Annotated in this window: 13 protein-coding genes; 8 read left to right on the forward strand and 5 right to left on the reverse strand. The window is 42.9% G+C overall.

Annotated features, from left to right (window positions below):
* Positions 1 to 404: 404 nt before the first annotated feature.
* Positions 405 to 1,286, reverse strand: coding sequence for a class I SAM-dependent methyltransferase (locus tag MA_RS20440; protein ID WP_011023811.1), 882 nt, complete (start codon positions 1,284 to 1,286; stop codon positions 405 to 407).
* 213 nt (positions 1,287 to 1,499) lie between these two features.
* On the opposite strand from MA_RS20440, the gene MA_RS20445 reads away from it, so the two are divergent.
* From MA_RS20445 to MA_RS20455, 3 genes are all read left to right on the forward strand, one after another.
* Positions 1,500 to 1,844 (forward strand): P-II family nitrogen regulator, encoded by a 345-nt coding sequence (locus MA_RS20445; protein ID WP_048065843.1) that lies wholly within the window; start codon positions 1,500 to 1,502, stop codon positions 1,842 to 1,844.
* Between the two features lie 11 nt (positions 1,845 to 1,855).
* The gene (locus MA_RS20450; RefSeq protein WP_048065844.1) at positions 1,856 to 3,049 is read left to right on the forward strand and encodes an ammonium transporter; all 1,194 of its coding nucleotides are present in this window, start codon (positions 1,856 to 1,858) and stop codon (positions 3,047 to 3,049) included.
* A gap of 336 nt (positions 3,050 to 3,385) precedes the next feature.
* Complete coding sequence (locus tag MA_RS20455) at positions 3,386 to 4,600, forward strand: ammonium transporter (RefSeq protein WP_011023814.1); 1,215 nt, start codon at positions 3,386 to 3,388, stop codon at positions 4,598 to 4,600.
* Between the two features lie 218 nt (positions 4,601 to 4,818).
* Here MA_RS20455 and MA_RS20460 read toward each other — a convergent pair whose 3' ends face one another.
* From MA_RS20460 to MA_RS20475, 4 genes are all read right to left on the reverse strand, one after another.
* On the reverse strand, positions 4,819 to 5,583 hold the full coding sequence (locus tag MA_RS20460; protein ID WP_011023815.1) for an ABC transporter ATP-binding protein: 765 nt from the start codon (positions 5,581 to 5,583) through the stop codon (positions 4,819 to 4,821).
* Between the two features lie 19 nt (positions 5,584 to 5,602).
* On the reverse strand, positions 5,603 to 6,580 hold the full coding sequence (locus tag MA_RS20465) for an alpha/beta hydrolase family protein (protein WP_011023816.1): 978 nt from the start codon (positions 6,578 to 6,580) through the stop codon (positions 5,603 to 5,605).
* The gene (locus MA_RS20470; protein WP_248698058.1) at positions 6,577 to 7,551 is read right to left on the reverse strand and encodes a FecCD family ABC transporter permease; all 975 of its coding nucleotides are present in this window, start codon (positions 7,549 to 7,551) and stop codon (positions 6,577 to 6,579) included. The genes MA_RS20465 and MA_RS20470 overlap by 4 nt, the downstream gene beginning before the upstream one ends.
* A gap of 140 nt (positions 7,552 to 7,691) precedes the next feature.
* Positions 7,692 to 8,789, reverse strand: a complete 1,098-nt coding sequence (locus MA_RS20475) for an iron ABC transporter substrate-binding protein (RefSeq protein WP_157860356.1) — start codon at positions 8,787 to 8,789, stop codon at positions 7,692 to 7,694.
* Between the two features lie 237 nt (positions 8,790 to 9,026).
* Here MA_RS20475 and MA_RS20480 point away from each other — a divergent pair, with 237 nt between their 5' ends.
* From MA_RS20480 to MA_RS20500, 5 genes are all read left to right on the forward strand, one after another.
* Positions 9,027 to 9,503 carry an AraC family ligand binding domain-containing protein gene (locus tag MA_RS20480; RefSeq protein WP_048065846.1) on the forward strand — a complete coding sequence of 159 codons (477 nt, stop codon included), beginning with the start codon at positions 9,027 to 9,029 and terminating at the stop codon, positions 9,501 to 9,503.
* 614 nt (positions 9,504 to 10,117) lie between these two features.
* Complete coding sequence (locus MA_RS20485) at positions 10,118 to 10,915, forward strand: (Fe-S)-binding protein (RefSeq protein ID WP_048066548.1); 798 nt, start codon at positions 10,118 to 10,120, stop codon at positions 10,913 to 10,915.
* A gap of 336 nt (positions 10,916 to 11,251) precedes the next feature.
* On the forward strand, positions 11,252 to 12,049 hold the full coding sequence (locus MA_RS20490; RefSeq protein WP_157860357.1) for a (Fe-S)-binding protein: 798 nt from the start codon (positions 11,252 to 11,254) through the stop codon (positions 12,047 to 12,049).
* 36 nt (positions 12,050 to 12,085) lie between these two features.
* Positions 12,086 to 12,466, forward strand: coding sequence for a DsrE/DsrF/TusD sulfur relay family protein (locus MA_RS20495; protein ID WP_083755961.1), 381 nt, complete (start codon positions 12,086 to 12,088; stop codon positions 12,464 to 12,466).
* Between the two features lie 39 nt (positions 12,467 to 12,505).
* On the forward strand, positions 12,506 to 12,850 hold the full coding sequence (locus tag MA_RS20500) for a DsrE family protein (RefSeq protein ID WP_011023823.1): 345 nt from the start codon (positions 12,506 to 12,508) through the stop codon (positions 12,848 to 12,850).
* Positions 12,851 to 12,894 lie beyond the last annotated feature (44 nt).

Genomic DNA, 12,894 nt, shown 5'->3' on the forward strand with positions numbered 1-12,894 from the left:
ACTACACATGAGTTTTTTTAACACTGTATTCGGGAAAATTGATCTATTTGATACCAAATGCGAATACATATCGGTATGTGCTATGTATAAAAAGGATTCATATGTGTGCACAGAAGAAGTAGATAAGTCTTACTGTGGAATTTATAAACAGTTTTTACAAAATAACCTAAAATATTGTACACAGATGTCTGAATAAAAATACAACACATCTACAGTAAAAAATGTACTGATTCAATAAGTCACAAAACTTTAAAATCGACTCTTCACAGAGGAGCAGATACGTGAGAGGGGTCGGAGAAGTGTGAAAATGAATTGAAAGATCACAAGATCCAGATTTGTATGCTGGAAAGCCTTCCGCTCCATTTTTGAAATTGTTTTCTCCTAACCTATATTATTTTTCCTGGTTATCCTCTTTTTACAGCTTTCAGAACGATTGCACCTTCCGGAGTTTCACTTTCCGCGTTGAAACCCACATCCTCAAAAAGCTCTATCCAGGCGGTTTCCGAGAGCTGGGGACCGTGATGGTGCTGATGCGCAAGCGGTTCGACTGCAGTTAATAATCCGCCTTTTTTCAGCACCCGTTTAATCTCGAAAAGTGCGAATTTAATGTCATCAAGGTGGTGGAGCATGAAAAAGCAGGTAGCAGCATCCACAGAGTCCCCTTCAAAAGGCAAGGCATAGGCGCTTCCGGTTTTGAACTGCACATTGGGGATCCCAAGGACTTCTGCATTCATCTGGGACTGCCCGGTGAGAGAATCGTGAATGTCGATCCCGTAAACCTGTGATTCGGGGTTGTTTTTTGCAAGCTCCATTGTAAGGGTTCCGAAACCGCTACCGATATCAAGGATGGTTTCTCCTTTTATTCCGGGAAACACGGAAGGGAGCACCTGAGCCCTCACTTGTGCCATGCGATCTTCAGGGAACTTCGCATTTTTTGCTTTATCTGCATCAATTGATGTAAAGGGAAGGATAGCGAAGATCTTTGACCCGTTAACCGCCATCAGACCCCGCACGTAAGCGCTCCCGGTTTCGGCTACGACAAGCTCCACAACCGAAACTCCGACACCCTGACAAAAACGCAAGTTCCATGCCTCACGTTTTTCAGGGAATCGGAAATTCAGGGGAGTATGCACCACAATATAATGGGAGTAGTCCTGGCTGAAATACGCTGATACGGATTCAGGTTCTTTAAGGCGGACTTCACTTATGCTTTCCCTGAAAAGGGAGAGAATTTGCAGGGAACTTTCATCTGCCTCGTTTCTTACAGTTCCAATTTCTCCGAACATACCTCTGGATTTGATTTGAAGGAATAAAAGTTCTCTGATGGAAAGGGCTTGAAAAAGAGGTATTCAGGCAACATAAAAGCTGATATCCGGGTTAGATGAGGAAAATTTCGCATGTTTTGTGGATGTCATTCCAAACTACATAAATAATCAATATCAATTACAATATTCTTAAATACTATGAAATGGGATAGAGGGTACCTGTTGGTGGTCGCGATGAAGTACATAATTGCAATGATAAGACCTGAAAAGCTTGATGCGGTCAAACGAGAACTTCAGAAAGTTGAAGTTAATAGGTTGACAGTATCTTCGGTTTCGGGTTATGGTGCACAAAAAGGGCAGCTGGAAATATACAGGGCGATGGAGTTTGAAGCAGACCTTCTTGAGAAAATCAAGATTGAAATTGCCGTAAACGATGAATTCCTGTATCCTACGATTGAAGCGATAAAGAGCGGAGCAAAGGGCAGTGAAGGGCATATAGGAAGTGGCAAGATATTCGTACTCCCGCTTGAAGATGTTATAAGGATCCGTACGGACGAAAGCGGACCTGTTGCTATTTGAGGTGGATAGAAATGGCAATCGTAGCAGCAGATACCGTATGGGTATTGATTTCCTCTGCCCTTGTATTATTAATGCTTCCAGGGCTCGCACTGTTTTATGGCGGATTGGTTCAGCGTAAGAATGTACTGAGCAGCATGATGCATTCATTTGTTGCAATGGGTGTCATGGCTCTCGAATGGGTAATAATTGGTTACTCGCTTGCGTTTGGGAGCGGAAACGGTTTCATAGGCAGCCTGGAACACGTATTCCTGAAAGGAATTGACCCTTACTCGGTAACAGGGACAATTCCCACATATGCATTTATTGCCTTTCAGGGAATGTTTGCAATAATTACCCCTGCCCTTATCTCAGGGGCCATTGTCGGACGTGTCAAGTTCAAATCATACATCGCATTCATCGCCCTCTGGGGACTCATTGTCTATGCACCGGTCTGCCACTGGGTATGGGGCGGTGGGTTCCTCACAGGAGAAGCCCTTGACTTTGCAGGTGGAACGGTAGTCCATATAACATCAGGCATATCCTCACTGGCAATTCTGACCTTCCTTGGAAAGAGGAGAGGGTACGGCATAGATTCGATAAAACCGCACAATGTCACCCTGACTCTTCTGGGGACCGGGCTCCTCTGGTTCGGATGGTTCGGGTTCAATGCCGGCTCCTCTCTTGCTGCAAATGAAATTGCAGCCCTCGCATTCATTACAACCCTCGTAGCCCCCGCAGCTGCAGGGTTTGTCTGGATGACCCTGGAATGGATCCACCTGGGGCGCCCTACTGCCCTCGGATTTGCAACAGGCGTCCTGGCAGGGCTTGTTGCCATAACCCCGGCTGCAGGGTTTGTTACCCCCATGGCAGCAATTCCGATAGGTGTGGTTACAAGCTTTATCTGCTACCAGGCTGTAATGCTCAAGGGAAGATTAGGTTATGATGATTCTCTTGATGCTTTCGGAGTCCACGGAGTAGGCGGAATTAGCGGGGCAATTCTGACAGGCGTATTTGCAAGCATAGGGTCTTCAGGACTCCTTCTCGGCAACTCCGAGCAACTGATGCTCCAGGTAGAAGGCGTTATTGCCACGCTTGTTTACGCAAGTGTTTGCACCCTTATCATCGGGTTTGTACTCCACAAGACGATCGGGCTCAAGGTAAGCGAGAGCGAAGAAAATATCGGGCTTGACCGGACACAACACGGAGAAGCAGCATATAACATTTGAGTACAGGTAAACCCACCTGTACCTTTCTGATTTTTAATTCGGTTTCATGGATAGAAAAGGATCAACTTCATGAAACCAAGACATCTTCCTTGAAACTAATACCTTTTTGGTCAATCTAATGAGTTTTCCTATAGTCAATTATTCCAGGCTTTTCCTGATCTTTTTCTGTCTTTTCGGTATTATTCAGCCTTTTTTGAACTAGTTATATTTTGAGAATTATTTTAATGCTTATATAGTTATTTGAGAAAGTCGAAAAAATTAAGTAGAATAAAGTAGGAAGGGGGTAAGGGATTTGAGGCTTCCTAGTTATCATATAAAAAAAGATGGGATGAAAAGATGATAAATACTGGTTCAACAGGCTTTATGCTACTTGCGACAAGTCTTGTGATGCTCATGACCCCTGGTCTGGCATTCTTTTACGGAGGACTTGCCTGTAAGAGAAACATTTTAGGAATAATGATGCAGAGTTTTGTTTCTCTCGGGCTGACAACCATTTTATGGTTTTTCGTAGGATATTCTCTCTGCTTCAGCGGAGGAGAAGGTGCAATCCTAGGAAACCTGGACAAAATGTTCTTGAACGGGATTGCCCCGACGGATATGTTTGGAGATGCCGGGTTCCCCGAGCTCGTCTTCGTAGCTTACCAGATGATGTTTGCAATCATTACCCCGGCCCTGATTACGGGAGCATTTGCAAACAGGATTACTTTTAAGGCTTACATTATTTTCCTTGTCGTCTGGCAGCTCTTTGTTTACTATCCTTTTGTACACATGGTCTGGGGAGGCGGCCTGCTTGCCGAAATGGGGGTTATCGACTTTGCCGGTGGAATCGTGGTTCATGCGACAGCCGGATTTGCAGCCCTTGCCTCAGTGTTTTATGTAGGCTCGAGGAAATATAAGGATTCAAAGCCAAATAATATCCCCTTAATGGCTGTCGGAACTGCACTTCTCTGGTTCGGATGGTACGGGTTTAATGCAGGCAGCGAACTCAATGTGGACGGGATTACAGCCCTTGCATTCCTGAACAGCGACATTGCAGCTTCTTTTGCAGCTATTACCTGGATGATAATAGAATGGTTAAGGGAAACAAAACCAAAATTCGTTGGGCTTATGACCGGAGCTGTTGCAGGGCTTGCGACAATTACTCCTGCAGCAGGGCTTGTTTCCATGCATGTGGCTGCATTAATGGGCATCCTCGGAGCTATTGCCTGCTACTTTGCAGTACATATTAAAAACAGGATGCAATGGGATGATGCCCTGGATGTATGGGGTGTTCACGGAATAGGAGGAGTAACAGGGACAATTTTACTTGGAATCTTTGCTTCAACTGCCATAAATCCGGTAGGAGCCGACGGACTGTTTTACGGTGGCACTGCATTCTTTATCAAAGAACTTTCAGTTGTTTTAGGTGCTTCAATTTATGCATTTATATTTACCTACATTATGCTGATGCTCATAAACGTAATAACTCCGGTCAAAGTTTCGGATGAAGAAGAGCTGGCAGGGCTGGATATCTCAATGCATGGCGAATGCGCCTACGATGCGATTCACTGATAAAATCCTATAACCTGTTAAAATGAGGATATCTCCATACATAGTGAATGATGCCTAACAGGGAAGTTCCTGAAGAAAAAGCCTTTTATAACAGGTTTATTTCAGTTTAATACTCCCCGCAGTAAGCTGCGGGGATGAAAGCTTCTCACAGGCAGAGTATGGGGATTAGACTATTTTTTATGTTTACTCACTTGTTGTGAGATTTTATGAAAATTAAATCATGAAATCGGAAGGACTGTAATTGACCCTGTTTTTTTGCTATAACTAATCTCGGCATCTACATTATAAACCGTTTTTATATTGGAGTTAATAAGAATCTCTTCAGGTGTTCCCGTTGCGAAAACCTGTCCCGAATTGAGCAGAACGAGTCTGTCGCAGTATCTGCTTGCAAGATTCAGATCATGCAAAACAATCACAACTGCAAGGGATTTCTCTCGGGATAGATTTCGAATGACATCCATTATTTCAAGTTGATGTTTCACATCCAGATTACTTGTAGGCTCATCAAGTAGAAGGATTTTAGGTTCCTGAGCCAGAGCCCTTGCCAGAAGGATTTTTTGCTTTTCTCCACCACTCAATTCATTGAAATTTCTCATGCTCAGATCGTCCAGGTTTAATAAAGAAAAGATCTCTGAAACAAAATCGAGATCTCTGTCCCTAACGTTCCATCTAATATACGGTCTTCTTCCAAGCAAAACGACATCAAAAACTTTTATCGGAAAGGAGGAAACCTGAATGCTCTGGGGCACATAACCTATTATCTTACTAATTTCTTTGAGGTTAAGAGTTTGAAGTTCTGCCCCTTCCAGAAGGATATGTCCTTTGGGCTTCAGAATAAGGTTCATGCATTTGAGAAGCGTACTTTTCCCGCTTCCGTTAGGTCCTATGATGCCAACAACTTCTCCTGAGTTAACATGCATATTGATGTTCTTCAGGGTTTTTTTCTCCTTATACCCAAAAGAAAGATTTTTCAGCTCCAGCATTGAAGTTCACACCCGGGCATTAAAGATACCTGCTAAGAAACCTCACAAGCGCCCTGAAATATTCCTCATTGTAAGGCCTTTTAAAACAGTCAAGAGACATCCTTTCCTTGAGTCTTTCCTCTTTGTCTTCCGGTACTTTCTGAAAGCTATGATCAGCACCCGGGATTATAACAAGCTCAATAGGGAAACACCGACCTCTAAGTTCACTTTCAATCATATATGCATCTTCAAGAGGGACATTAAGGTCGTGTTCTCCGTGAATTACAAGTGCAGGTCTGCTGATGTGACGAAATTGTTTCCGAGGAGCAAAATCGGGGTTCAAAAACAGCGTATCCAGGGGTATTATCCATTTTTTCCCTTTGTATGCTACCGTATATTCTTTTTTTCCTGCTTTCATGGCTTCTTTCCTCAACGATAAATTCAGACCTAAAACCAGCCCAAAAAGGTCATTTTCTTCAACCCATTTCAGTTGTTCAGGACTTTTTCTGGCATATTCCACAGGCCTTAGATAATTAAAAGCAATCATTTCACTACAGTCTCTGTAAAGTCCTCCTGATAGGATGTAGGCTTTTGGCCGGGTGTCATCTTTTGCAAGAAGGCAGGTTGTATAAACTCCAGCACTCTGCCCAAAAACCGCAATTCTGTTTGCATCGATTAAATCCTGAGCATTCAATGCATCGAGAGCTGCTCTTGAATCTTTTACGAGAGATAAGCTATCTTTTTCTCCATTCTCACTTCCTCCCACTCCCCTTTTATCCCATGAAAACGTTGCAATGCCCGCCCTGCAAAGGTGCCTGGACATTTCAAGGAAAAAATTTTTGCTGTGAACTTTCCTGCCATCCGGATGTGTGAGAGTATTGCCATCCCTGTCCTGTTCCAGTGTACCGTGATTCAGCAATACGGCAGGAAAACATTCTCCTTCAAGCCCATTCTCAGGATACCTTAAAACTCCCGAAAGCTTGACTTCGCCGTAAAATGAGATATTTTTCTCCTTCATTTCCAGAACTCCTCTTTTTCAGTTATCAGAAGGTATACGAACATGGGAACGCCTACAAAAGAAATCACAACTCCCAGTGGAAAGACTATCGGAGGAATAAGGCATCTTCCGGTAATGTCAGCCATAATCACCAGAATCGAACCTGCAATGCAGGTGCCGGGCAAAAGAAACCTGTGATCTCCTCCGAGAATAAAACGAGTTACATGGGGAGCCACAAGGCCTACAAAACCGATAATCCCGGTAAAAGATATTATCGTGGCCGTAATTAATGATGATATTATGAGAAGGGTTGTCCTGACCCTTGAAGCGTGAATTCCAAGACTTTTTGCAGTACCGTCGTCAACAAGCATTATGGTATTTAAGTCCCAGGAATATCTCATAAGAACCGGAAAAGTAAAAAGCATTGTGCATGAAATGATTGCAATCGAATCCCAATCTGAATTTGTGAGAGAACCAAAGCTCCAGTGAACCATTGCCATCAGTTTTTCTTCAGATGCAAAGAACTGAAGGACAGCTGCCAGAGCGCTGAACAGGTACGAAATTGCAATGCCTGCAAGTACCAGGGTTTCAGGTGAAGAACCTCTCAGATTTGCAAGCCCAAAAACCGAGAAAGCACAAACAAGAGCAAAAACAAAAGCATTTGCCACTACAAAAAGCTGCCCTCCGCTGGCAAGCCCTGAACCCAAAAATATCGCTAATGAAGCTCCGAAAGCTGCTGCTGAGGATATGCCGATTGTAAAAGGACTCACAAGAGGATTTCGTGTAATCCCCTGCATAACGCAGCCTGATACTGCAAGTCCGGCTCCGGCAACAACTCCCAGGAAAAGGCGAGGGAGCCGCAGATGCCATACCACTCCATAAGTAAAGTCGCTGACATTCAGGGAAGAAAAGCGGGCGGTTATTGCAAAAAAAACATCCTTCATGCCAAGTTCAGCAGCTCCGACTGTAACTGCAAACGTAACTAATATCAAAAGAAATATGAAACCGGCAAGAAGGAATGAAGTTTTCCGTGCAATAAAGCCCGAATATTCTTCTTTTAATGACAGATTCGCATATTCTTCCTTTATAGACATGATCGGATATGAAAATCTTTGATGATCAGACACCGGGCTTAACTTTCGGAAACATTTTGAAGATCTGTATTTTCAGTTTCGTTCAGGCTGGCGTTCAGGCTGGGATAGAAATAAATCCCCTGATAATTTATTCCCTGATAGTCTTCAAAATATTTTTGAGTTACAAGATCGGGGTCGTAATCTTCAAACCTTTCCGGATATAGGGCTTTTGCAAGATACATCGGGCCAAACTTTTTTCTGGAACCTGCTGCAACTTCCCAGCTTATAACAAATACGTTACTGTTTTTTACAGCATTCGTATTCGTAAGTTCCGGCCTGCTTGCCACTCCCTGCTGAATTTCCGAAAACTCAGATGCGTTACTCAAATATCCCGAAGCAGTACCTTTCAGGATCACATCCGGGTTTCTCAGGGAAATTTCTTCCGGATCAACTTCAAAAGAGTAAGCTGATATTTCAGGGAAGAGGTCTATTCCTCCAGCAGCTCTAACCATCCCGGGAATCCCGCACCCGTAATCTGCACCACCGTAGGTCAAATACGGATCAAGCCCTTCAAAGTAAACTTTCTTTTTTTCGTCATCAGGGATGTCTTTTGTCCGCTCTTTTATCATTGCCCATTCGTCAGTGAAAAAGCGTATGTATTCATCGGCTTTTTCATCTTCACCAAGCATGAATCCAAGGGTTCTGACCTCTCTTTCCCAGCTATCCACCATATAAAAATCCAGTCCGACTACGGCAATCCCAAAAGGCTCCAGTTTCTTCTGAACATCATCCGGTAAAGGAGGATAACTCGATAGCATGATGACGACATCCGGATTGAGTTCTGCTATCTTCTCGTAGTCAGGTTCGTCCCAGGTTCCAACAACCGGCACATCTGCAAGTTCAGGGAAAAAACCACTGTCAACTTTTTTCTTTGTTTCCGCATCGATTCCAACGATTCTATCAATTGCACCCAGGGAGCGTAGTTCCTCAGGCGGATTATCCCATAAAACCACAATTTTCTCTACAGGATATGGGACTTCAACGTATCTTCCAGCAGAATCTTGAACCGTTACGGTATTTTTTTCCTCGCTAATTGAGGTTTCTTCAGGAGAGCTTTGAGAAATACACCCACTGAAAACGACAGTTAATGCAAACATAATTAGAAGAGTTAAATGGAAAGAGAACTTAACATTCATAGTAGCTATTTCCTTTATTTTTTAATTAATAGTGCTATTAGTTAATTTAAAAAGATTACTATTTAATACAATTTCTAAAAATTTAATCACCACAAAGAATGAAAAAGTAAAGATTAGTAATCTTTATATCTAAATTTGTAATACTCCAGGCAGAAAAAATTAGAAAGAGATCCGAATTTTCGAAGAGGAGTGAAGAACATGAAAAAATTGACAGTTCTGGACTCGATAGAAAACTCTCCGGGTGTCGAGACACTCGAGGGCAAAATTGGCCCTTTGATCTCCGGAAACAAGGGTTCGGCGCATTACATTGTTATGTATCCGGATCAGTACTGTGAGCCCCATACACACCCCACTGAGAGCATTATATATACAGCAAAAGGAGAATGGGTACTTAATAGTGGAGAAAAACGCTACCATATGAAGGAAGGCTCTTTATTTTTCATGCCCCCTAACATAGAAACCGGCTATGAAGTGCCGTTTACTAACCCGGTCACTCTTTTGATAATCAAATTTGAAGGAGAAAGTGACCCTGAAGAATTCATGAAATACCTTGAAGGTTTGAAAGGTAGACTGAGTGAAAATGAACAAAAAGGTGAGATATTTAAAATATCATCCCTGCCCATGAATCACCCGGCAAGGTTGTTTTCTGAAAAGATAAAACTGATAGAAAACTAGTACATCGATTCCATATATCCTCAATAAACCATGAATAAAAACAAGTGAACACAAATATTTTCAATTCGTGTTTATTCTTGTCCGCTTGTGGTTTTCTCATAGAAAAAACATTGACCAGTGCTGATTTCAAAGTCCAATTCTTCCCATAATTTGGAATCGATGTACTAGTTACTGAGTGGTTTAACAACCTTTCCAGGATTCTTTTGAGAAGACTCGTACAGCCAGATAAGATAAGCTGCATATAGACACAATATGAAAAGGAAAAAATAGAGAACAGGTAAAACGCACATGAAATTCCTGAATTACAGGCACAATAAATGAAAGTATGCATGGACTTTCATGCCAAATAAGCTGATCTCAACTTTCATATCAATCTTTTTTGATATCCGGCTTTCGGGTTTTTAATAAGTGAATCCAATAATTAAATAGAAGAATTAGAGGACTTCATAACCAATTGGAAGAATTTAAAGCTTCCATAATTGATTGGAAAAATTTGAGGGCTCCATACTGATTAGAAGAATTTGACTTTATTTTTGAGATTCACGATACCTGATAGCGCTGAGCACCAGGAAAAAATGCGGGGAAATTTTTCAGGATTCTTGCAGGTGGTAAAGATGCCGGGAAATCCGAACGAGATAAAGCTGGTAAATAATGCAATGTCCAACGCCACCCGAAGGAAGATAATGAACTTCCTGGAGGCTGGTGAGAAGAGTACGGAGGAAATAGGAGAGGAGATCGGGAAGACAATGCTCGATTTTCATCTCAAGGTTCTGCAGCAGGCGAGCCTGATAGAGATCGAAGAAGGAACCGTAAAGCTAAGTGAGTATGGCAGAAATTTCCTTAAAGGGAAGGAAGACAAAGGCGAGGAGAAAAATGCAGACCTCTCACAGGCAAAGCCGGTCGAGATTGCTGAGGTCAGACAGCTTTTGCCCTGCATAGCTGACTCTTCAAAGTTCAGGGTAATCGCAAATATGGCTCCTCCTCTGGGAGGAACCCTGAAGGTTCTTGAGCCCCTCTTTCCCAGAGCCAGATATTCGGACAGAATAAGTGCTCTGATAACGCAAAAAGGAGAAATTATTACTACTATTTACGGCACCGGAAAAGTCACCATGACGATGATTAAAAACGAGGATGAAGCCAGAGAGGCCCTTGAGAACCTCAGGGATATTATCAATGAAGCAATAGCAAAAGGTGTAGCCCCGGTTCCCAGAGAAAAAGTCAGGGTCGAACCCATGGAGATCTACAAATACCTGCCTCAGACCAACTGCGGGAAGTGCGGTGAGCAGAGCTGTTACACCTTTGCCATAAAGCTCATGAGTGGGGAAACAAACCTGGAAAAGTGCATGCCTCTCAAAGAACCAGGCTATGCAACCAACCTCGAACACCTTCAGGTTCTGAGTGCATATATTTGAGTTACAGGTACCTGAACTGCAGTTACTTGAAAAATACCACCTTAACCGAGGTTCTTTGAATACATTAACCATAGTGCTGACCGGCAGTCCTTATATTCCAAGTACGCTAAAATTACCTGAAAATTTATTCTGTTTTATCGGTGCAGGCAAATTTAATTCAGGGATTGTGGAGGCAGGGACTGGAGCGAAGCCTGTGAATTGTATGCCATAATAAGAGGTTGCTGGCAGAAATAGCTTCATAAGAGGTTGCTGGCAGAAATAGCTTCATAAGAGGTTGCTAGCAGAAATAGCTTCATAAGAGGTTGCTAGCAGAAATAGCTTCAGCAGGTGTTAAAGGTGTCGGAAAACCCGAATGAGACAAAACTCGTAAATTTTGCTATGGCCAACGGTACCAGGAGGAAGATAATTAACTTCCTGGCAAACGGCTGTAGAAGTACCGGGGAAATAGGAGAGATAATCGGGAAGGAAACACTTGACTTTCACCTCAGGATTTTGCAACAGGCAGGCCTGATTGAATTAGAAGAAGAAACTGTGAAGCTAAGCGAATATGGCAAGAGTTTCCTTAAGAATAAAACAGAAAAGGTTGAGGAGAAAACTGTAGAATTCTCTCAGGCAAAACCAATAGAGATTGCAAGGATCAGACAGCTTTCGCCCTGTATGGCCGATTCCTCAAGACTCAGAGTGAGTGCGAATATGACTCCACCGCTGGGTGGAATCTTGAAACTCCTTGAGCCCCTCTTTCCCAGAAGTAATTATTCGGATAGAAAAGACAGCCTGATAATTCAAAAGGGAGAAATTATCATAACTATTTACGGTAGTGGAAAAGTTTCTATCAGGATGATTAAAAACGAGAATGAAGCTAAAGAAGAACTTGAAAGCCTGAAGAGCATTATCAATGAAGCTATTGCAAAAGGTGTAGCTCCAGCCCCCAGGGAAAAGGTAAAAGTCGATCTCACTGAGGTGTACAAATACCTGCCCCAGACCAACTGTGGCAAGTGCGGCGAACAGGGGTGTTACAGCTTTGCCATCAAGCTTATGGCCAGACAGGTAGCTCTGGACAGGTGTACACTCCTTAAAGAACCGGAATACACAGGTAATCAGGAGCGTCTACAGGTTTTGGCCGATTACATCTAAACCCTAATAATAAACATTATTTATTTGGAGGAAATTTTGAAGACGCTGACCATAGTGCTTACTGGTGGCCCTTATATATCCGAATACGCTGAAATTGCCTTCAAACTTGCTGAAGAAGCGCTTAAACAATATCAGGTGAACATATTCCTGTACCTGGACGCGGTGCACATCCCCAAAAAAGGCCAGAAACCTTCCTTTTTTACTAACGCAGGCGAACTTTTCATCGGACTCGCAGAGAAAGGGGCTGTAATCAGAGCATGTGCCCGATGTGCCGCTGCAAGAGGCTATATTGCAGAAGAAGGCCTTGAGAACGAAAGTAACTGCAGAGACTACATTCCCGGAATAAAAATCTCCAGTCTTTATGAACTCTCTGAAATGCTGAGCAAGAGTGATAGAGTAATCTCACTGTCAAGATAAACTCACCGAAACGAGGTTTGAACAAACGAGGTTTAAACGATGGAATCAGTTTTCTATCTGCTGGATGCCGCCCCATACGGCAGTGAAAAAGCCTTTGGAGCATTGAATGCGGCTGCTGTGAGCCTTGACAGGATGGATGTGACTCTTGGCCTTTACGGAGACGGGGTTTATCTTGTAACTGCTGGGCAGGACAGCACAGAACTTGGTTTGCCGAACCTTTCGGATATTCTCTATTCGTATGGAGAGTTAAAAGTACTTGTGCACGAACCCTCACTGGTTGAGAGGGGACTTTTTGAGGAAACCCTGATAGAGACCATCGAACTTGCCGATGAAGAGGACTTTCTCGAAGCAATGGAAAACTCGGACTGTGTGATCTTATTTTAAAGAAGTGACTCATTAAAAATCGACATCTATCGACAGGGAAAACA

This window comes from Methanosarcina acetivorans C2A, assembly GCF_000007345.1.
Classification (GTDB): Archaea; Halobacteriota; Methanosarcinia; order Methanosarcinales; family Methanosarcinaceae; genus Methanosarcina; species Methanosarcina acetivorans.